Annotated in this window: 21 protein-coding genes; 20 read left to right on the top strand and 1 reads right to left on the bottom strand. The window is 72.5% G+C overall.

The features are described from left to right. Nucleotides 1-67 precede the first annotated feature (67 nt). From hisG to AC3WRM_RS07635, 3 genes are read left to right on the top strand one after another with little or no spacing between them, the layout of a single operon-like run. A complete protein-coding gene (hisG, locus tag AC3WRM_RS07645; protein ID WP_492247595.1) occupies nt 68-913 on the top strand; it encodes an ATP phosphoribosyltransferase in 846 nt (281 codons plus the stop codon). Beyond that, nucleotides 910-1,326: a PH domain-containing protein gene (locus AC3WRM_RS07640; RefSeq protein ID WP_492247596.1), complete on the top strand. Its 417-nt coding sequence runs from the start codon at nt 910-912 to the stop codon at nt 1,324-1,326. The genes hisG and AC3WRM_RS07640 overlap by 4 nt, the downstream gene beginning before the upstream one ends. Beyond that, nucleotides 1,323-1,808, top strand: a complete 486-nt coding sequence (locus AC3WRM_RS07635; protein ID WP_492247597.1) for an SseB family protein — start codon at nt 1,323-1,325, stop codon at nt 1,806-1,808. The genes AC3WRM_RS07640 and AC3WRM_RS07635 overlap by 4 nt, the downstream gene beginning before the upstream one ends. A gap of 18 nt (nt 1,809-1,826) precedes the next feature. On the opposite strand, the gene AC3WRM_RS07630 is transcribed toward AC3WRM_RS07635, so the two are convergent. Beyond that, entirely contained in the window at nt 1,827-2,846 is a 1,020-nt protein-coding gene (locus AC3WRM_RS07630; RefSeq protein WP_492247598.1) for a GNAT family N-acetyltransferase, read from the bottom strand. 275 nt (nt 2,847-3,121) lie between these two features. On the opposite strand from AC3WRM_RS07630, the gene infC reads away from it, so the two are divergent. The 17 genes from infC (at nt 3,122) to AC3WRM_RS07545 (ending at nt 20,684) form a co-directional block, all read left to right on the top strand. Continuing rightward, nucleotides 3,122-3,850 carry a translation initiation factor IF-3 gene (gene infC / locus AC3WRM_RS07625; RefSeq protein WP_253024694.1) on the top strand — a complete coding sequence of 243 codons (729 nt, stop codon included), beginning with the start codon at nt 3,122-3,124 and terminating at the stop codon, nt 3,848-3,850. A 1-nt stretch (nt 3,851) separates the two neighbouring features. Then, a complete protein-coding gene (gene rpmI / locus AC3WRM_RS07620) occupies nt 3,852-4,046 on the top strand; it encodes a 50S ribosomal protein L35 (protein WP_253024664.1) in 195 nt (64 codons plus the stop codon). 27 nt (nt 4,047-4,073) lie between these two features. Next, the gene (gene rplT, locus AC3WRM_RS07615) at nt 4,074-4,466 is read left to right on the top strand and encodes a 50S ribosomal protein L20 (RefSeq protein ID WP_492247599.1); all 393 of its coding nucleotides are present in this window, start codon (nt 4,074-4,076) and stop codon (nt 4,464-4,466) included. A gap of 20 nt (nt 4,467-4,486) precedes the next feature. Then, nucleotides 4,487-5,311 (top strand): TrmH family RNA methyltransferase, encoded by an 825-nt coding sequence (locus AC3WRM_RS07610; protein ID WP_492247600.1) that lies wholly within the window; start codon nt 4,487-4,489, stop codon nt 5,309-5,311. Further along, on the top strand, nt 5,308-6,036 hold the full coding sequence (locus AC3WRM_RS07605; protein ID WP_492247601.1) for a 3-keto-5-aminohexanoate cleavage protein: 729 nt from the start codon (nt 5,308-5,310) through the stop codon (nt 6,034-6,036). The genes AC3WRM_RS07610 and AC3WRM_RS07605 overlap by 4 nt, the downstream gene beginning before the upstream one ends. Before the next feature lie 24 nt (nt 6,037-6,060). Further along, nucleotides 6,061-7,089, top strand: a complete 1,029-nt coding sequence (locus AC3WRM_RS07600; protein ID WP_492247602.1) for a sensor histidine kinase — start codon at nt 6,061-6,063, stop codon at nt 7,087-7,089. A 64-nt stretch (nt 7,090-7,153) separates the two neighbouring features. After that, nucleotides 7,154-8,257 (top strand): phenylalanine--tRNA ligase subunit alpha, encoded by a 1,104-nt coding sequence (pheS, locus tag AC3WRM_RS07595; protein ID WP_492247603.1) that lies wholly within the window; start codon nt 7,154-7,156, stop codon nt 8,255-8,257. Between the two features lie 82 nt (nt 8,258-8,339). Beyond that, the gene (gene pheT, locus AC3WRM_RS07590) at nt 8,340-10,853 is read left to right on the top strand and encodes a phenylalanine--tRNA ligase subunit beta (protein WP_492247604.1); all 2,514 of its coding nucleotides are present in this window, start codon (nt 8,340-8,342) and stop codon (nt 10,851-10,853) included. A gap of 714 nt (nt 10,854-11,567) precedes the next feature. Further along, nucleotides 11,568-13,013, top strand: a complete 1,446-nt coding sequence (gene argG, locus AC3WRM_RS07585) for an argininosuccinate synthase (RefSeq protein WP_492247605.1) — start codon at nt 11,568-11,570, stop codon at nt 13,011-13,013. 45 nt (nt 13,014-13,058) lie between these two features. Beyond that, nucleotides 13,059-14,117: an N-acetyl-gamma-glutamyl-phosphate reductase gene (argC, locus tag AC3WRM_RS07580; protein ID WP_492247606.1), complete on the top strand. Its 1,059-nt coding sequence runs from the start codon at nt 13,059-13,061 to the stop codon at nt 14,115-14,117. After that, entirely contained in the window at nt 14,114-15,316 is a 1,203-nt protein-coding gene (gene argJ / locus AC3WRM_RS07575) for a bifunctional glutamate N-acetyltransferase/amino-acid acetyltransferase ArgJ (RefSeq protein WP_492247607.1), read from the top strand. The genes argC and argJ overlap by 4 nt, the downstream gene beginning before the upstream one ends. Before the next feature lie 9 nt (nt 15,317-15,325). Further along, a complete protein-coding gene (argB, locus tag AC3WRM_RS07570) occupies nt 15,326-16,306 on the top strand; it encodes an acetylglutamate kinase (RefSeq protein ID WP_492247608.1) in 981 nt (326 codons plus the stop codon). A gap of 29 nt (nt 16,307-16,335) precedes the next feature. Further along, the gene (locus AC3WRM_RS07565; protein ID WP_492247664.1) at nt 16,336-17,541 is read left to right on the top strand and encodes an acetylornithine transaminase; all 1,206 of its coding nucleotides are present in this window, start codon (nt 16,336-16,338) and stop codon (nt 17,539-17,541) included. Beyond that, nucleotides 17,538-18,476 (top strand): ornithine carbamoyltransferase, encoded by a 939-nt coding sequence (gene argF / locus AC3WRM_RS07560; RefSeq protein WP_492247609.1) that lies wholly within the window; start codon nt 17,538-17,540, stop codon nt 18,474-18,476. Before AC3WRM_RS07565 ends, argF begins: the two co-directional genes overlap by 4 nt. Continuing rightward, entirely contained in the window at nt 18,473-19,006 is a 534-nt protein-coding gene (locus AC3WRM_RS07555) for an arginine repressor (RefSeq protein WP_492247610.1), read from the top strand. Before argF ends, AC3WRM_RS07555 begins: the two co-directional genes overlap by 4 nt. After that, nucleotides 19,003-20,442 carry an argininosuccinate lyase gene (gene argH, locus AC3WRM_RS07550; RefSeq protein ID WP_492247611.1) on the top strand — a complete coding sequence of 480 codons (1,440 nt, stop codon included), beginning with the start codon at nt 19,003-19,005 and terminating at the stop codon, nt 20,440-20,442. Before AC3WRM_RS07555 ends, argH begins: the two co-directional genes overlap by 4 nt. Beyond that, on the top strand, nt 20,439-20,684 hold the full coding sequence (locus tag AC3WRM_RS07545) for a DivIVA domain-containing protein (RefSeq protein ID WP_492247612.1): 246 nt from the start codon (nt 20,439-20,441) through the stop codon (nt 20,682-20,684). Before argH ends, AC3WRM_RS07545 begins: the two co-directional genes overlap by 4 nt. Nucleotides 20,685-20,694 lie beyond the last annotated feature (10 nt).

Here is a 20,694-nt window from a genome sequence, read left to right as displayed (position 1 = left end):
GCCGCGCCGCTGTCGTCCACGGCAGCCGACTGCCGGGCCCGCCCCCCATCGTCAGAAGGACCCCACCATGCTGAGAGTGGCCGTACCCAACAAGGGCGCCCTGTCCGAGGCGGCCAGCCAGATCCTCGCCGAGGCCGGCTACCGGCAGCGGCGCAACGCGAAGGACCTCGTCCTCGTCGACGCCGAGAACGACGTCGAGTTCTTCTACCTCCGTCCGCGCGACATCGCCGTCTACGTGGGGGAGGGGACGCTCGACGTCGGCATCACCGGCCGCGACCTGCTGCTCGACTCCGCCGCATCGGCGGCGGAGCAGGTCGGGCTCGGCTTCGGCCGGTCGACGTTCCGCTTCGCCGCACCGACGGGCACGATGCAGACCGTCGACGAGCTCGAGGGCAAGCGGATCGCCACGTCGTACCCCGTGATCGTCCAGGACTACCTGCGCGGACGCGGTATCAGCGCCTCGGTCGTACGCCTGGATGGCGCGGTCGAGTCGTCGATCCGGCTCGGCGTCGCCGACGCCATCGCCGACGTCGTCGAGACGGGCAGCACCCTGCGTCAAGCCGACCTCGCCGTGTTCGGCGACCCGATCCTGTCCTCCGAGGCCGTGCTCATCACGCGCGCCGGCGCGGGTGAGCCCGCCGGCTACGAGGTGTTCAAGCGTCGCCTCGACAGCGTCCTGGTCGCCCGGACCTACGTGATGATGGACTACGACATCCGGGTCGAGCACGTGGAGCGCGCCGTCGAGCTCACGCCCGGCATCGAGTCGCCGACCGTCTCGCCGCTTCATCGCGAGGGGTGGGTCGCCGTGCGCTCGATGGTGCCGCGCGACGCCGCCCAGAAGATCATGGACAGCCTGTACGGCCTCGGCGCCCGCGGCATCCTCGTCACGGACATCCTCGCGTGCCGGGTGTGAGGACGACCTACCGTCCCGGCGGGACCCGGTACGTCGCGTACGGGTCGTGCGTGGCGCTGGTCGCGATGAGCGTGGCCGTGACCCTCGCGCTGCCACCGGACATCCGCGCACAGGTGACGCTGTCGCAGGCGCTCACCCTGTACGGCTCGATCGTCGTGTTCCTGGTGATCCTGCACGGCATCGGACGCAGCAGGGTGACGGTCGGCGACGACGAGCTCGAGGTGGTCAACGGCTTCCGCACGCACCACGTCCCGTGGTCGCAGGTCCGTGGCTTCGCGTTCGGCGAGGGTGCCCCGTGGCCGACGCTCGTGACCGTCGACGACGAGCGGCTCATGCTGTTCGCGCTGCAGGGCTCCAGCGGTCACGGTCGGGTGCGTGACGCGGTGGACGATCTGGTCCGGCGGGTGCCGTGACGGGTCGTTCCCTCGCCGAGCCCGCGTTCCCGGACGACGACGGCCGGCTCGACCCCCGCCTGGGGGCGGTGCTGGGCGACGCGACGGCCGTGCTCTCCCTGCTCGGCCAGGTGCGGGTCTTCGTGCCGATCGTGGCGACGCTTGGCGAGGCGAGCCGTGCCGCCGGCCCGGAGGCGCTCGTGTCGGGCGACAAGGACGCCGACATGGCGGCGGTGCTCATGACCGGCCGCGACGGCCGCCAGGCGCTGCTCACCTTCACGAGCCTCGACGCGATGGCCCGCTGGAACCCGCAGGCGCGACCGGTGCCCGTGTGGGGGCAGGCAGCAGCGGTCGCCGCCCTCGCCGAGGGTGCCGCCGCGCTCCTGCTCGACCTCGGGTCGCCGCACTTCCAGGTCGTCGAGACCGACGACCTGCGCCACCTCGCCGCCGGCGACCGACTCGTCGCCACCGACGCCGGTCACGCCTGGGTCACGGGAAGCTGACGGGGAGCAGCCCAGGAGCTACGCCGTCTCCACCGCCCGCACACCGGCGAGGGGGACGGTGACGTGCACCGCGGCGTCGTGACGTTCGACGCGGGCGACGAAGCCTGCGGCGCCGACGGCCCGGAGCAGGGTGTCGTTGGAGCCCGCGGAGACGAACGTCAGCCGCTCGGCCCCGTCGGACTTCGCGTGCCGCGCGGCCTGCTTCACGAGCAGCGTGCCGAAGCCGCGACCCTGCCAGGCGTCCTCGACGAGCAGCTGGAAGACGTGGTCGTCCGGACGGGCCTCGAGCACGCCCCGCTCGAGCACGCCGTGCCCCACCAGGTCGAGGCCGACCTGGACGACCAGGGCGATCCCGTGCTCGGGCGTCACGAGCCGGCGCGCCATGCGGGTCGTCATCGGCATGCGCAGGGGGACCTGGTAGCGCGTGTAGAGGGTGTCGACGCTGCACCGCTCGTGAAGGGCCGACACGGCCTCGATGTCGGCGAGCCCGGCGACCCGGACCAGCGGCACGGGGTGGCGGGGCGACGGCGCGATGAGCGGGACGTCGACCCCCGCGTCGCTGACCAGTGACAGCAGCGCCTGCGCCCGTGCCCGCTCGACGGCCGTGAACGGCACCGCACGGCTGACCCGCAGCGTCGTGCCGTTGCGACGCCGCAGGTCGAGCACGTCGTGCCCGGCGTAGTCCGCGACGTCCGGCGGCGCGATGGCGAGCAGCTCGCCCAGCACCTCCTCGACGTCGCGTCCGCCCTCGAGCACCTCGTGGACGGCGTCGAGGTAGCGGGTCGGGGCGTCCAGGTGCGCGTCGCCGTCGGCACGGGTCACCGACACCTCCGAGCCGCCCGCGTCGGTGAACAGGCCCGCGAGCGCCAGCTCCGTCCAGCCGTCGTCACCCTCCACGACGAACTCGTCGGTCACCGTCGGCCGCGTCGAGAACACCTGCATCGCGACGATGTTCACGTCCGCGTCGCCGCACGCCTGCGCCACGCGCCCGAGCAGGCCTGGCCTGTCCGGGAACGTCGCCCGCACCCTCCACCTCATGTCCGCACCTCCTGGAGCCAGGATGGTGGTGCGCTGTTGCTCGTCCGGGTCCGCGGTGTTTCACGGCGATGACGACCCGCTGCGGCGCGGTCGGGCGCGCCGTTTTCGCTCCCTGGCGTCCGCCTGCTATCCTGGAGAGGAAGTGGAGGCCCACCTCCCACCTGCTCGGTCCGCGGATCGAGGGGTACCTCGCCCGGTACGCCCGGTCGAGCGACGCCGTCCGGTACGCGCCGGCGGCGTGCATCGGTGGCCTCCGTCCTGAGGGACGGGGGCCATTGTCGTGGGCCTCCTGGACACAGACCACAGGAGGATCCATCAGCACAGAGCTGCGCGTCAACGACCGCATCCGCGTACCCGAGGTCCGTCTCGTCGGACCCGGAGGCGAGCAGGTCGGCATCGTGCGCATCGAGGACGCCCTGCGCCTCGCCGCCGAGTCCGACCTCGACCTCGTCGAGGTCGCCCCGACGGCCCGCCCCCCGGTGTGCCGCCTCATGGACTACGGCAAGTTCAAGTACGAGGCTGCCCAGAAGGCACGCGAGTCACGACGCAACCAGACGAACACCATCATCAAGGAGATGAAGCTCCGCCCCAAGATCGACCAGCACGACTACGACACCAAGAAGGGTCACGTCGTGCGGTTCCTGAAGGCGGGCGACAAGGTCAAGATCACGATCATGTTCCGCGGTCGTGAGCAGCACCGTCCCGAGCTCGGGTACCGGCTGCTCCAGAAGCTGGGCGAGGACGTGTCGGACCTGGGAGTCGTCGAGGCGCACCCGCGCCAGGACGGCCGCAACATGACGATGGTGCTCGCACCGCTGAAGAAGAAGTCCGAGGCCCAGGCCGAGGTCGCCGCCGAGAAGGCGAAGACCACGGCCGAGCGGACCGCGGAGCGCGAGGCCGAGGCAGCTGCCGAGAAGGCGCGCCGCGAGGCCCAGCAGAAGACCGCGACGCCCAAGAAGGCCCGGCGTCGCTCCGAGAACCTCGACCCAGACATGGAGGCATGAGATGCCGAAGTTCAAGCCCCACTCGGGCATGAAGAAGCGCGTCAAGATCACTGGCAAGGGCAAGCTCCGCCGTGAGCAGACCAACCGCCGTCACCTCTTGGAGTACAAGTCCAGCACGCGGACCCGTCGCCTCGCCGGCACGACCGACGTGTCGAAGGCTGACACCAAGAAGGTCAAGAAGCTGCTCGGTCTCTGACCGCACCCCACCCGAAGGAGAACCGACATGGCACGCGTCAAGCGTTCCGTCAACGCGCAGAAGAAGCGCCGCGAGACCCTCGAGCGGGCGTCCGGCTACCGTGGCCAGCGCTCGCGTCTGTACCGCAAGGCCAAGGAGCAGGTCACTCACTCCCTGGTCTACAACTACCGTGACCGCAAGGCCAGGAAGGGCGACTTCCGTCGCCTCTGGATCCAGCGCATCAACGCTGCGGTCCGCGCCGAGGGCCTCACCTACAACCGCTTCATCCAGGGCCTCAAGGCCGCGGGTGTCGAGGTCGACCGCAAGATGCTGGCCGAGCTGGCCGTCAACGAGCCGGCCGCGTTCAGCGCGCTCGTGCAGGTCGCGAAGGACAACCTTCCGGCCGACGTGAACGCACCCAAGGAAGACGCGACGGCCTGACCGCCTTCGCCTCCACGCCCGTGGCGAGCCCCGAGCCGACGCTGACCTCCCGTACCGGGCGGGTCAAGCGTGCTCGACGGCTCGCCACGCGGCGTTTCCGGGCCGAGACCGGCCAGTTCCTCGCCGAGGGACCGCAGGCCGTCCGTGAGGCGCTCGCGCGACCCGGCGTGACGCACGAGGTGTTCGCGACGGCTGCCGCGACCGAGCGCCACGCCGCCCTGCACGACGCCGCGCTCGACGGCGAGGTGCCCTGGAGCGTCGTCGACGACGACGTGCTGGCCGAGATCGCCGACGCCACGACCCCGCAGGGCGTGGTGGCCGTCTGCGACACCGTCGTCCGCGGTCTCGAGGCGCTCCCCGACTCACCCCGGCTGGTCGTCGTCTGCCACGACATGCGCGACCCCGGCAATGCGGGCGCGGTGCTGCGCTGCGCCGACGCCGCGGGAGCCGACGCGGTCGTGCTGTCGGCCGACAGCGTCGACCCCACGAATCCGAAGGCCGTCCGCGCGAGCGCCGGGAGCCTGTTCCACCTCCCGGTCGTCGTCGAGCGCGACCACGACCTGGTGCTCGCCGCCCTCCGTCAGCGCGGCCTGCAGGTCCTCGCGACCGACGGCGAGGCCGACCTCGACCTCTTCGACGCCGAACGCACGTCGTCGCCCGTCGACCTCGCGGCCCCCACCGCCTGGGTGATGGGCAACGAGGCGCAGGGGCTGTCGGCGCAGGTGCGCGACACCGCGGACCTGGCCGTCGCGGTGCCCATCCTCGGCCAGGCGGAGAGCCTCAACCTCGCGACCGCGGCCGCGGTGTGTCTCTACGCCAGCGCACGGGCCCAGGGGGCACGATGAGCAGCGTGCAGCAGGTCATCCTCCAGGCGTGCCTCAACGGCTCGCGCGACGTCGACGAGCATCCCGCCGTCCCCGTGACGGCGACCGACTGCGCCGAGGACGCCCGCGCCGCGGTCGCGGCAGGCGCTCAGGACCTGCACGTGCACCCGCGCACGGACGACGGACGCGACAGCCTCGCACCCGTCGACGTGGCTCGCTGGGTCGAGGCCGTGCGGTCGACCGTCGACGTCCCCGTCGGCGTCACCACCGGGGCCTGGGCGTGGACCGGGGGCGGCACGCCCATCCGAGCCGTCGGCGCCTGGACCACGCTGCCCGACCACGCCTCGGTGAACTGGCACGAGCGCGGCGCCACCGACCTGGCCACGGCCCTGCACGAGCGCGGCGTGGCCGTCAACGCCGGGTTGTGGACCGAGGACGCCGCGCAGGCGTGGCTCGACTCGTCCTGGCCCGAGCGGACCGCGCTCGTGCTGCTCGAGCTCGCCGACGCGCCCGACCAGGAAGACACCGCCGTGCGCCTGCTGGAGCTGGTCCGCCCGACCGGGGTCCCCGTGCTGCTGCACGGCGAGGGCCGCTCGACCTGGCCGATCCTGGGGCTCGCCGTGGCCCACGGCGTGTCCACGCGGATCGGTCTCGAGGACGTCGTGGAGGGTCCCGACGGCGAGGCCGTCGACGACAACGCCGCTCTCGTGCGCATCGCGGTGGCCCGGGGCGCTCGTCGCGTCTAGTCCTTTGGTACTAGATTCCTCGCCATGGATCTCGACGACTTCCCCGACGGCGTGGTCATCGCCGGGGCCGACGGCGTCGTCGAGTACGTCAACGAGCGCATCGAGCGCATGGCGCGGGCGGCCCCCGGCGAGATGCTCGGCATGCACCTCTCCGACGCGATGCCCTTCGACGACCTGAACGGCAACAGCTGGTACGACTCCACGCGTCCCTACGAGGGGCTGAACATCCGCAACCGGCTGTCGGAGCAGTCGTGGTACTCGCCGCGGGGCAGCGAGTACCTCGTGACCGCGCGCCTCGTCCGGGACCGTCCCGGTGGCGCCGTCGTGCGCGTCGTCGCGAGCGTGCGCAACGCCAAGGTGCGCAACCAGCGCGACCGCGAGCGCTCGGACCTCGTCGCGACCGTCGCCCACGAGCTGCGCTCGCCCCTGACGGGCATCAAGGGGTTCACCTCCACGCTGCTGTCCAAGTGGGACCGCTTCTCCGAGGAGCAGCGCCAGTTCATGCTCGAGACCGTCGACTCCGACGCGGACCGGCTCAGCCGCCTGATCACCGAGCTGCTCGACGCGGCTCGCATCGACGCCGGCCGGCTGACCCTGCGGCGCGGCCCGGTCAAGCTCGACGAGGTCGCGCGTGCCGTGCTGCGCAGCGTGTCCGCCGGCGGCGATCCGTTCGCGCTGGAGACGCGCGGTGATCCGTACCTGGTCTGGGGCGACGCCGACCGCATGACCCAGGTGGTCACCAACCTCGTCGAGAACGCGCTGCGCCACGGGCACGGCCTGCGCCGGGTCGTCGTCGAGCACCTGCCCGACGCCGGGGGAGCGGTCCTGGAGATCCACGACCAGGGACCCGGCATCCCCGAGGAGATGCGCCAGCGCGTGTTCAGTCGCTTCTGGCGTGCCGGGCCGGGGGCCGGCAGCGGTCTCGGGATGTACATCGTCCGAGGCATCGTGGAGCAGCACGGCGGCCGGATCGAGATCGGCGACGCCGACGAGGGTGGTGCGCTGCTGCGCATCTGGGTGCCCGTCAACGAGCCCGACGCGCTGACCGACTGAGCACCGTCGCCGCGGAGGGACCGACCGGTGCCGGGGCGTCCGCGCGGCTCACTAGACTGCTCGGGTGTCCGCCCCGAACTCCGACTACGACCCCAAGCAGGTCGCCGCGCTGGGCGAGGACGAGGTCGCGCAGGCGCGCGACGCCGCCCTCGCCGCCATCGAGGCCGCCGAGTCGCTCGACGCCCTGAAGGCCGTCCGCATCGCGCACACCGGCGACCGCTCGCCGCTCGCGCTCGCCAACCGGGAGATCGGCGCGCTGCCCCCGCAGGCCCGCAAGGACGCCGGGAAGCGGATCGGCCAGGCCCGCGGCGCGGTCAACCAGGCGCTCTCCGCGCGGGCGGCCACGCTGGAGGCGCTGGAGGAGGAGCGTCGTCTCGTCGAGGAGACGGTCGACGTCACGCTGCCGACCGACCGTGAGCCCGTCGGCGCCCGACACCCCATCACGACCATCCAGGAGCACGTGGCCGACCTCTTCCTGGCCATGGGCTGGGAGGTCGCCGAGGGCCCCGAGGTCGAGGCCGAGTGGCTGAACTTCGACGCGCTCAACCTCGGCCCGAACCACCCCGCGCGCACGATGCAGGACACGTTCTGGGTCTCGCCGGAGCGGGCCGCGCTCGTGCTGCGCACCCACACGTCGCCGGTGCAGGCCCGCAGCATGCTGACCCGCACGCCCCCGATCTACGTCGTCTGTCCCGGCCGGGTGTACCGGACCGACGAGGCCGACGCCACGCACATGCCCGTCTTCCACCAGGTCGAGGGGCTCGCCATCGACCGCGGTCTCTCGATGGCGCACCTCAAGGGCACGCTCGACCACTTCGCCGCCGCCGTCTACGGGCCCGCGGTGACGACGCGCTTCCGTCCGTCGTACTTCCCGTTCACCGAGCCGAGCGCCGAGGTCGACCTGCTCTGCTACGTCTGCCACAACGAGCCGGGCGCCGTCGCCGACTGCGGCACGTGCCGGGGCGAGGGCTGGATCGAGTGGGGCGGCTGCGGTGTCGTCAACCCGCGCGTCCTCGTCGCCTGCGGCGTCGACCCCGAGGAGTACTCGGGCTTCGCCTTCGGCATGGGCCTGGACCGCACCATCACCAGCCGGTACGACATCGCGGACCTGCGCGACCTCTGGGACGGCGACATCCGCTTCACCGAGCCGTTCGGGGTGGGTCTGTGAACGAGCGTCAGCGAGGGAACCGTCAGATGATCAGCTCTCTGCCCCCGTGCCGTCGTGCCCTGTCGACGGGGGTGGATCGCTGATGCACGTACCCGTGGAGTGGCTGCGCTCCGTCGTGGAGCTGCCCGCCGAGGTGACCACCGAGGAGATCGCCGACCGGCTGACGATGTACGACCTCAAGCTCGAGGAGATCGTCGGCGGCGGCATCACCGGTCCGCTCACGGTCGGCCGGGTGCTGGCCGTGCAGCCGGAGGAGCAGAAGAACGGCAAGACGATCAACTGGTGTCGCGTCGACGTCGGGGCGGATCGCAACGAGCCGTCGGTGCCCGACGCCCCGGGCGACGACGTGCCGTCGCGCGGCATCGTCTGCGGTGCGCACAACTTCGGCGTCGGCGACCTCGTGGTCGTGTCGCTGCCGGGCACCTACCTGCCCGAGCTGGGCTTCGAGATCGGCTCGCGCAAGACCTACGGGCACGTGTCCGACGGCATGATCTGCTCCACCCGCGAGCTCGGCCTCCCGGACGACGAGACCAGTGCGGCGGGGATCCTCGTCCTCGCCCCGGGCTCGGCGGAGCCGGGTGACGACGCCGTGGCGGTCCTGGGCCTGGGCGACCAGACGCTCGACCTCGAGGTGAACCCCGACCGTGCCTATGCCCTGAGCCTGCGCGGTGTCGGGCGCGACGCGGCCCTCGCCTTCGACGTGCCCTTCACCGATCCTGCGGAGCGGCCGGTGCCGTCGGCCGACACGCCCGCGTACCCGGTGCGGGTCGAGGACCCCGAGGGGTGCCCGGTGTTCACGGCTCTCGTCGTCTCGGGCGTCGACCCGACCGCGCCGACCCCGGGATGGATGGTCCGCCGGATCACCGACGCCGGGATGCGGTCGATCTCGCTCACCGTCGACGTGTCCAACTACGTCATGCTCGAGCTCGGCCAGCCGAACCACTGCTACGACCGTGACCGCCTGCAGGGCGACGTCGTCGTCCGTCGGGCGCGTGCGGGGGAGCGGCTCACGACGCTCGACGACGTCGACCGGGCCCTCACGCCCGAGGACCTCGTGATCGCGGACGACTCCGGGCCGATCGGCCTGGCCGGTGTCATGGGCGGCGCGTCCACCGAGATCAGCGAGACCAGCACGTCGGTGGTCGTCGAGGCCGCCTACTGGGACCCGGTCACCATCTTCCGTGCCGTCAAGCGTCACCGGCTGCCCTCGGAGGCCGCCAAGCGCTACGAGCGGGGTGTCGATCCCGAGCTCCCCCTGGTCGGCGCGGCCCGGGTCGCGGAGCTCCTGGTGGAGCTGGGCGGGGGCACGCTCGAGCCGGGCGCGACCGTGGTGGGCACCGCGCCACGCCGCGCCGCCGTGCGCGTGCCGGTCGACCTGCCGGCCCGCATCAGCGGCGTGCCGATCGCCCCCGAGGAGGCCCAGCGCTCCTTCGAGCGCAACGGCTGCACGGTCGAGCGCGACGGCGACGTGTTCGTCGTGACGCCGCCGAGCTGGCGCTTCGACCTGAACGACCCCTACGACTTCGTCGAGGAGGCGCTGCGCACGGCCGGCTACGACCAGGTGCCGTCGGTGCTGCCGACGCCGACGGGAGGTCGCGGGCTGACCCGCCACCAGGAGCTGCGCCGGCGGGTCGGGCACGTGCTCGCGGGTGCCGGTCTCGTCGAGGTCACGACCCTGCCCTTCGCGGGACCGGCTGACCTCGACCGGCTCGGCATCGACGCCGACGACGTCCGCCGACGTCAGGTGCTGCTCGCGAACCCGCTGTCGACCGAGGAGCCCGGTCTCACGACCACGCTGCTCGTCGGACTGCTGCGCGCGGCGTCGCTGAACGTCGGGCGTGGTCACGAGTCGGTGCAGGTGAGCGAGGTCGGCCGCGTGTTCCTCGCACGGGAGGGAGCGCCCGAGGCTCCGATCTACGGCACCGACCGCCGTCCGACGCCCGAGGAGCTCGCGGCGCTCGACGCCGCCCTGCCGCACCAGCCGTTCCACGCGGGCTGGGTGCTCGTGGGCGAGCGTGAACGATCCGGCTGGGACGGTGCAGGCCGCCCGGTGGCGTGGTCCGACGCCGTCGCGGTCGCGCGTCGGCTGGCCGACGTGCTGCACGTCGAGCTGACGGTCGAGCAGGCCGCCACCGCCCCGTTCCACCAGGGTCGGTGCGCCGCGCTGGTGCTGGACGGCACCGTCGTCGGGCACGCGGGCGAGCTGCACCCGACCGTGCTCAAGGAGCACGGCCTGCCCGCGCGCTCGGTGGCGGGCGAGATCGACCTCGACGCGCTGCTCGCGGCATCGCCCGCGATCGGCCCGCGACCGGCCTTCTCGACCTACCCGGTCGCGAAGGAGGACCTCGCCTTCGTCGTCGACACCTCCGTGACCGCCGAGTCGCTGCGCGCGGCACTGGCCTCGGCCCACCCCGCGGTCGAGTCGGTGCGCCTCTTCGACGTCTACACGGGCTCACCCGTGCCGGACGGGCAGAAGTCGCTCGCCTTCGCCGTCCGCCTGCGCGCGCCCGACCGGACCCTCAAGGACACCGAGATCGCCGAGGCCCGCGCCGCCCTCGTCGCCGCCGGCGAGGCGTTGGGCGGCACGTTGCGCTGAGGCGGCGTGGCGTGCTCCTGCTAGTGCGTTGCCGCAGGGGGTTTCGTCTCGCTGGTGCGCTGCCTCGGCTGGCGCTGGAGGTGGTCTCCGAAAGGGCCTCGACCGGGCAGCTGGCGGGCGCGCTGGTCGGGGTTCTCGGGCTGTGGCCCGCGTTGAACGCAAGATTCTGCGTTTGCGCGGTCCGGCGGTGGATCTGCCACCTTCTGAGCGCTCTACAGGTGGCAGATCCACCGACGCGGGGGCCAGACGTGGCAAGGATTCTTCTTTCTCGTGGACCGTTCCACGAGAAAGAAGAATCCTTCGTCCCCCCAACGCAAACGGCACCCAAGATTCTGCATTCACGCGAGTCAGGTCGAACGCTTCTGCGTTCACGACGGGATCCCGTAGCCAACGCAGAATCCTTCGAGTCCCAGCGCACGAACGCAGCATCTTGCGTCCACCCACAGCGCCGACCCGCAGCCCGAGACCCCAGACCAGCGCGGTTGCCAGCTGCCCGGTCGAGGCCCTTTCGGAGACCAGACACAGCGAAAGCCGAGGCAGCGCACCAGCAAGCACAGACCCCCTACGGCAGCGCACCAGCAAGCACCGCCCGGATGCGGCAGCGCACCAGCAAGCACAGAGCCGCGCGCGCAGCGCGGCGACCCGCCGCCACCCCACCCTCACCACCCCCACCCCCCTCTGCAAGACCTTGCAGCCATATGCAAGACTGTGAGCATGTCCAAGGTCCTCACCTCCCTGCCCGTCGGCGAGCGCGTCGGCATCGCCTTCTCCGGAGGGCTCGACACGTCGGTGGCCGTCGCGTGGATGCGCGACAAGGGTGCCGTGCCGTGCACGTACACCGCTGACATCGGTCAGTACGACGAGCCCGACATCGAGGGGGTGCCGGGGCGCGCGATGCAGTACGGCGCGGAGCTGGCGCGGTCTGTCGACGCGAAGGCGCCGCTGGTGGAGGAGGGCCTGGCCGCGCTCGCGTGCGGCGCGTTCCACATCACGTCGGCCGGACGCACCTACTTCAACACCACGCCGCTCGGGCGGGCCGTCACGGGCACGCTGCTCGTGCGGGCGATGAAGGAGGACGGCGTCAACATCTGGGGCGACGGGTCCACCTTCAAGGGCAACGACATCGAGCGGTTCTACCGGTACGGCCTGCTGGCCAACCCCGACCTGCGGATCTACAAGCCGTGGCTCGACGCCGACTTCGTCACCGAGCTCGGCGGACGCACCGAGATGAGCGAGTGGCTCGTCGCGCACGGCCTGCCCTACCGCGACTCCACGGAGAAGGCGTACTCCACCGACGCCAACATCTGGGGCGCCACCCACGAGGCGAAGACCCTCGAGCACCTCGACGTCTCCCTGGAGACCGTCGACCCGATCATGGGCGTCAAGTTCTGGGACGCGTCCGTCGAGATCCCCACCGAGGACGTCACGATCTCCTTCGAGGAGGGTCGTCCGGTCGCGATCAACGGGACCCGGTTCGACGACGCCGTCGCCCTCGTCCACGAGGCGAACGCGATCGGCGGACGCCACGGCCTCGGCATGTCCGACCAGATCGAGAACCGGATCATCGAGGCCAAGAGCCGCGGGATCTACGAGGCGCCCGGCATGGCGCTGCTGTGGGCGGCCTACGAGCGGCTCGTGAACGCCGTGCACAACGAGGACACGATCGCGAGCTACCACGCGCACGGGCGTCGCCTCGGCCGCCTCATGTACGAGGGCCGCTGGCTCGACCCGCAGTCGCTGATGCTGCGCGAGTCGGTGCAGCGCTGGATCGCGTCGCTCGTCACCGGCAGCGTCACGCTGCGGCTGCGGCGCGGCGAGGACTACACCGTCCTCGACACCCAGGGCGAGAACTTCTCCTACCACCCCGACAAGCTGTCGATGGAGCGCACCGAGAACGCCGCGTTCGGCCCCACGGACCGCATCGGCCAGCTCACGATGCGCAACCTCGACATCGCCGACTCGCGCGCCAAGCTGGAGATGTACGCCGACCAGCCGCTCGACCAGGGCCAGGTCCTCGTCGAGAACGGCACGCTGTTCGGCGAGCTGCCCGCCGGTGGCGCGACCCGCATCGAGGCCAACCCCGTGGTCGACGCCGACGGTGTCGACAGCAAGGGGGAGCAGGCGCTCGACGCCGCCGCGATGGAGCTCGGCACCGACTGAGCACGACGTCCCACCCCGCACGACCCGACCTGACAAGGTGGACCGATGACGACCTACACCGCAGCCGTGGCCGGCGCGAGCGGCTACGCCGGGGGAGAGGTGCTGAGGCTGCTCGGCGCGCACCCCGACGTGACGATCGGCGCTGTCACCGCGGCGTCCTCCGCGGGGTCGCGCCTGGGCGAGCACCAGCCGCACCTCGTGGAGCTCGCCGACCGCGTGATCCAGCCGACCGACGCCTCGACCCTCGCCGGTCACGACGTCGTCTTCCTCGGCCTGCCGCACGGCGAGTCCGGGCGGATCGCCGCCGAGCTCGGTGACGACGTGCTCGTCATCGACTGCGGCGCCGACCACCGGCTCGAGCGCGCCGAGGACTGGACTGCGTTCTACGGCAGCGAGCACGCCGGCACGTGGCCCTACGGCCTCCCCGAGCTGTTCGTCGGCGACGGCCGGCAGCGCGACGTCCTCGTCGGTGTCAAGCGGATCGCGGTGCCGGGCTGCAACGTGACCGCCGTGACCCTCGGCCTCCAGCCGGCGGTCGCCGCCGGCATCGTCGCCGCCGACGACCTCGTCGCCGTGCTCGCCAACGGGTTCTCCGGCGCGGGCAAGGCGCCGAAGACGCACCTCCTGGCCTCCGAGGGTCTCGGTGCGGCGTCGCCCTACGGTGTCGGCGGCGTGCACCGGCACGTCCCCGAGATCGTCCAGAACCTGACGAAGGCCGGGGGAGAGGGCGTGACCATCTCGTTCACGCCGACGCTCGTGCCCATGGCCCGCGGCATCCTCGCGACCGCCACCGCCCGGCTCGCCGACGGCGTGGACGCGGCCCGCGTCCGTGCCGTCTACGAGCAGGCGTACGGCGGCCCGGGCCACGGCGAGCCGTTCGTGCACCTGCTGCCGGAGGGCCAGTGGCCGACGACGGCCGCGACCCTCGGCGCCAACACCGCCCAGCTGCAGGTCGCCGTCGACTCGGCCGCGGGACGGCTCGTCGTCACCACCGTGATCGACAACCTGGTCAAGGGCACCGCCGGCGGCGCCATCCAGTCCATGAACCTCGCCCTCGGCCTCCCCGAGACCACGGGCCTCACGACCACGGGAGTGGCGCCATGACGGTCACCGCAGCACAGGGCTTCCGCGCCGCCGGCGTCGCCGCCGGCCTGAAGTCGACCGGCGCGCCCGACGTCGCGCTCGTCGTCAACGACGGTCCGTCCTCCGCGGCGGCCGCGGTGTTCACCAGCAACCGCTGCCGGGCCAACCCCGTGCTCTGGAGCGCCGAGGCGATCAAGACCGGGTCGGCGCGTGCCGTCGTGCTGAACTCCGGCGGCGCCAACTGCTACACGGGCGCGGAGGGCTTCCAGCTGACCCATGCCACCGCCGAGCTCGTGGGCGAGCTCCTCTCCGGCGGGGGTTCCGGGCCACGGGCGGAGGACGGTCCCGTAGGCGCGATCGACGTGCAGGTCTGCTCGACCGGCCTCATCGGCCTGCTCAACGACCGCGACGACCTGCTCGCCGGCGTCCGGGCCGCGCACGCGGAGCTGTCCGACGACGGGGGATCGGCGGCCGCAGCGGCCATCATGACGACCGACACCGTCCCGAAGCAGTCCGTCGCCGAGGGCACCGACGCGACGGGACGGGCGTTCACGGTGGGCGGCATGGCGAAGGGTGCCGGCATGCTGGCGCCCGCGCTGGCCACGATGCTCGTCGTCGTCACCACCGACGCCGACGTCGACGCCGCGACCCTCGACGCCGCGCTTCGACGGGCCACCCGCGTGACGTTCGACCGCCTCGACTCCGACGGCTGCCAGTCCACCAACGACACCGTCCTGCTCATGGCGAGCGGTGCCTCCGGCGCGTCGCCGACGGTCGACGAGCTGGCCGAGCACGTGACCGCGGTCTGCCACGACCTCGCGCTCCAGCTGCTCGCCGACGCCGAGGGCGCCGACCACGAGATCTCCATCGAGGTCCGGGGTGCGGCCAGCGAGGACGACGCGGTCGAGGTCGCCCGCTCGGTGGCCCGGAGCAACCTCTTCAAGGCCGCCGTGTTCGGCAAGGACCCGAACTGGGGCCGCGTGCTGGCGTCGGTCGGCACGACGTCGGCGACGTTCGACCCCGCCGATCTCGACGTTGCGCTCAACGGTGTGTGGGTGTGCCGCGACAGCGGTCCCGGCGAGCCGGCGACGAGCGTGTCGCTCGAGGACCGCGCGGTCTCCGTGACGATCGACCTGAAGTCGGGGTCGGAGACGGCCACCGTCTGGACGAACGACCTGACCCATGCCTACGTTCACGAGAACTCCGCCTACTCCTCCTGAGGACCTCCGATGACGGACGACGACACCTTCGGCACCCCCGATCCCGGCCACACCCGTGAGCAGTGGGCCGAGCACACCGAGAAGGCAGCCACCCTGGCCGGCGCGCTCCCGTGGCTGAAGCGCTACCACGGCAAGGTCGTGGTGGTGAAGTACGGCGGCAACGCGATGACCGACGAGTCGCTGAAGCAGGCCTTCGCGGAGGACATCGTGTTCCTGCGTCTGGCGGGCTTCAAGCCGGTCGTGGTGCACGGGGGCGGTCCGCAGATCAGCGCGATGCTCGACCGGCTCGGCATCGAGTCGGAGTTCCGCGGGGGGCTGCGGGTGACGACCCCCGAGGCGGTCGAGGTCGTCCGCATGGTGCTCACCGGCCAGGTGGGTCGTGAGCTGGTCGGTCTGCTCAACCGGCACGGCGCGCTCGCCGTCGGCCTGTCCGGCGAGGACGCCGGCCTGTTCACGGCGACGACGACCCGACCGGTCATCGACGGCGTCGAGACCGACATCGGCCTGGTCGGCGAGGTCACCCAGGTGCGTCCGGAGGCCGTCCGGGACCTCATCGACGCCGGCCGCATCCCGGTCGTGTCGACGATCGCGCCCGACGCGTCCGGACAGGTGCACAACGTCAACGCCGACACCGCGGCGTCCGCCCTGGCCGTGGCGCTCGGCGCGGAGAAGCTCCTCGTGCTCACCGACGTCGAGGGGCTCTACCGCGACTGGCCCGACAGCACCGACGTGATCGGCGAGATCGCCCCCGAGGCGCTGCGCGAGATCCTGCCGACGCTCGCGTCGGGCATGATCCCGAAGATGAAGGCCTGCCTCGAGGCGGTCGAGGGCGGCGTGCGCGGCGCCACCGTCGTCGACGGTCGCGAGCCGCACGCCGTGCTGCTGGAGATCTTCACCGACGAGGGCGTCGGCACGCAGGTGCTGCCCGGCGTCGAGACCCGCATCCGTACCGCCCTGTACGCCACGAGTGCACCGAAGGAGTCGTCGTGACCACGTCCGACCAGCCCACCCGCGCCGCGTTGCCCTACGCCGCACAGGGACGTCCCGAGAGCGGCGAGCAGTGGACCGAGCGCTACCGCGGTGCGGTGATGAACACGTTCGGCGACCCCCAGCGCGTGCTCGTGCGGGGCGAGGGGAGCACGGTCTGGGACGTCGACGGCAACCACTACCTCGACCTGCTGGCCGGGATCGCCGTCAACGCCCTCGGCCACGCCCACCCGGCCGTCGTGCAGGCGGTCACCGAGCAGCTGGGGACCCTCGGGCACGTGTCGAACTTCTTCACCACCGAGCCGCAGGTCCGGTTGGCCGAGCGTCTCGCCGCCCTGCTCGACGTGGGCGACGTGCCGGTGCGCACGTTCTTCACCAACTCCGGCACCGAGGCCAACGAGGCGGCGTTCAAGGCGACCCGGCGCACGGGTCGCACGACCGTCGTCGTCGCCGAGGGCAGCTTCCACGGTCGCTCGATGGGCGCGCTCGCCCTGACGTCGAAGGCCGCCTACCGCGAGCCGTTCGAGCCGTTGCCCGGCGACGTGCGGTGGGTGCCCTACGGCGACGCCGACGCGCTCGCCGCAGCCGTCGACGACACGGTGGCTGCAGTGCTGCTCGAGCCCATCCAGGGTGAGGCGGGCGTGGTCGTGCCCCCGGACGGCTACCTCGCCCGGGCCCGCGCGATCACCCACGATCACGGCGCCCTGCTGTGGATCGACGAGGTGCAGACCGGGGTGGGGCGCACGGGCGCCTGGTTCGCGTTCCAGGAGGCGGGGATCGTCCCGGACCTCGTGACGCTGGCCAAGGGTCTCGGCGGCGGGTTCCCGATCGGGGCGTGCATCGGCCTCGGCGAGGCTGCCACGCTGCTCGGTCCCGGCAACCACGGGACGACCTTCGGCGGCAACCCGGTCGCCTGCGCGGCGGCCTTCGCGGTGCTCGACACGATCGAGGCCGACGACCTGCTGGCGCACGCGGTCACCCGCGGCGACCAGCTGGCGTCCGCGCTCGCCGCGCACCCACGGGTGGTCGAGGTGACCGGGCGCGGGCTCATGCTGGGCGTCGTGCTCACGGAGCCCCGTGCGGCCGACGTGCAGAGGGCCGCGCTCGACGCCGGCCTCGTCCTCAACGCGCCCACGCCCGACCGGCTGCGCATCGTCCCGCCGCTCGTGCTCACGGAGGCCGAGGCGGCGCACGCGACCACCACGCTGTCCGCGGTGCTCGAGGAGGTGCTCGCATGAGCGGGGCGGCGACCGTGCGGCACCTGCTGCGCGACGACGACCTGACCCCGGCGGAGCAGGCGGAGGTGCTCGACCTCGCGCTGCGGATGAAGGCCGAGCCGCTCGCGTTCCGTCCGCTCGAGGGTCCGCGCTCCGTGGCCGTCGTCTTCGACAAGTCCTCCACCCGCACGCGGGTGTCGTTCTCCGTGGGTGTCGCCCAGCTCGGCGGACACTGCGTCATCCTCGACGCCGCGACGACGCAGGCCGGCCGCGGCGAGCCGGTGGCCGACACCGCCCGCGTGCTCGGTCGCATGGTCGACGCCGTCGTCTGGCGCACCTACGCCCAGGCCGACCTCGAGGAGATGGCGCGCCACGCCGGTGTCCCGGTCGTCAACGCGCTCAGCGACGACTTCCACCCCTGCCAGCTGCTGGCGGACTGGCTCACCGTGCGGGAGCACAAGGGCACGCTCGCGGGTCTGACCGTCGCCTTCGTGGGCGACGGCGCCAACAACATGGCGCACTCCTACGTGCTCGGCGGCGCGGTCGCCGGCATGCACGTGCGGGTCGGAGCACCCGCCGGCTACGCCCCCGCCGACCACGTCGTCGCCGACGCGGAGAAGGCTGCCGCGGCCACGGGCGGGTCGGTCACCGTGACCGACGACCCCGTCGCGGCGGTGCGCGGTGCCGACGTCGTCATCACGGACACCTGGGTGTCGATGGGCCAGGAGGCCGAGAAGGCCGAGCGGATCGCCACCTTCGGCCCGTACGCCGTGACGGGAGCCCTGCTGCAGCACGCGGCCGAGGACGCCGTCGTGCTGCACTGCCTGCCCGCCTACCGGGGGCTCGAGATCGCCGAGGACGTGCTCGAGGGTCCCCGCAGCGTCGTGTGGGACGAGGCCGAGAACCGGCTGCACGCCCAGAAGGCCCTGCTCGCGTTCCTGCTGGAGCGCTCGTGAGCATCCCCGACACCAAGCGTGCCCGCCAGCGGCTCATCATCGAGCTGCTCGGCCGCACGGCGGTGCGGTCGCAGGGCGAGCTGGCGGCACTCCTGCAGGAGCAGGGCGTCACCGCGACCGCCTCGACCGTCTCACGCGACCTCGTGGAGCTCGACGCCGTGCGCGTCCGCAACCCCGACGGTGCGCTGGTCTACGCCGTGCCCGGCGAGGGCGGCGACCGGACGCCCCGGGCCGCGCAGGACAGCGCTGCCTCGCAGCAGCGGCTCACCCGGCTCCTGCGCGAGCTGCTGGTCTCCGCCGAGTCGTCGGCCAACCTGGTGGTGCTGCGCACGCCGCCTGGAGCAGCCCAGTTCCTCGCCTCGGCGATCGACCACACCGGCGCCGTCGAGGTGCTGGGCACCATCGCGGGCGACGACACCGTCATGATGATCTGTCGTGACCCCGAGGGCGGCGCCACCGTCGCCGCCCGGCTGACCGAGCTCGCCGAGCTCCCGACCGACACCCGATCCACCAGCGAGGGAACCGCATGACCGAGCAGAGCCCGTCCGCCGCCCCGCCGGGCGCCCAGCCCGACGCTTCGGGCGACTCCCGACTCTGGGGCGGCCGGTTCGCGGGCGGTCCGTCGCCGGAGCTGACCGAGCTGTCGCGCTCGACCCACTTCGACTGGCGGCTCGCGCCCTACGACCTGCGGGGCTCCCGCGCCCACGCCCAGGTGCTGCACGCCGCCGGCCTGCTCGCCGACGACGACCTGCGCGCGATGCTCGAGGGCATCGACGCGCTCGACGCCGACGTCGCCTCCGGGGCGTTCACGGCGCAGCCGGGTGACGAGGACGTCCACTCGGCCCTCGAACGGGGCCTGATGGAGCGCCTCGGCCCCGACCTCGGTGGACGGCTGCGCGCCGGCCGGTCGCGCAACGACCAGGTCGCGACGCTGTTCAAGCTCTACCTGCGCGAGCACGCGCAGCGCATCAGCGGCCTGATCCGCGACCTGGTCGAGGCCCTCGCCGACCAGGCGGAGCGGCACCTCGGTGACCCGATGCCCGGACGCACCCACCTGCAGCACGCCCAGCCGGTGCTGCTCTCGCACCACCTCCTCGCCCACGCCTGGCCGCTCGTGCGCGACCTCGACCGCCTCTCCGACTGGGACGCGCGGGTCGCGGGGGACTCGCCGTACGGGTCCGGCGCGCTCGCCGGGTCGTCGCTCGGGCTCGACCCCGAGAAGGTCGCGGCGACGCTCGGGTTCACGGGGTCGACGGCCAACTCGATCGACGGCACCGCGGCGCGCGACTTCGTGGCCGAGCTGGCGTTCGTGCTCGCCCAGGTCGGGGTGGACGTGTCGCGCCTGGCGGAGGAGATCATCCTCTGGAACACCAAGGAGTTCGACTTCGTCACGCTCGACGACGGGTACTCCACCGGGTCCAGCATCATGCCGCAGAAGAAGAACCCCGACATCGCCGAGCTGGCCCGCGGCAAGGCCGGCCGGCTGATCGGCAACCTGTCCGGTCTGCTCGCCACGCTGAAGGCGCTCCCGCTGGCCTACAACCGCGACCTCCAGGAGGACAAGGAGCCGGTCTTCGACTCGGTCGACACCCTCGAGGTCCTGCTGCCGGCCTTCACCGGCATGGTGCGCACGCTCACCTTCCACACCGAGCGCATGGCCGCGCTCGCCCCGCAGGGCTTCGCGCTCGCCACGGACGTGGCCGAGTGGCTCGTGCGCCAGGGTGTGCCGTTCCGGGTGGCCCACGAGCTCTCCGGCGCCTGCGTGCAGGAGTGCGAGCAGCGCGGCATCGAGCTGTGGGACCTCTCCGACGACGACTTCGCCCGGATCTCCCCGCACCTGACGCCCGACGTGCGCAGCGTGCTGTCCGTGGAGGGGTCGATCTCCTCGCGCGACGGCCGTGGCGGGACCGCCGAGGTGCGGGTGGCCGAGCAGCTCGCCGAGGTGCGGACGCGGGTGGCGTCGTGAGCGGCCCCGTCTTCCGCACGACGCGCTGGCGCACCGGGTACCGCGTCGACGACGTCGACGACTTCCTCGCCGACGTGCTGCCTCGCCTGACGGACCGGCCCGACCCCGTGCTGGCCGAGCGGATCGGGCAGGCGCGGTTCGCGACGGTGCACTTCGGTGCCGGCTACGACATGAGCGACGTCGACACCTACCTCGACGAGCTCGTCCGCCGCGCAGGAGGGCTCCCCGCCGACGGCGCGTGACGGACACCTC

This window comes from Aeromicrobium sp. EU05-FHT14F07, from assembly GCF_058790455.1.
Note: the sequence above shows the minus strand (reverse complement) of the source record. Positions and strands in the feature narration are given on the sequence as shown.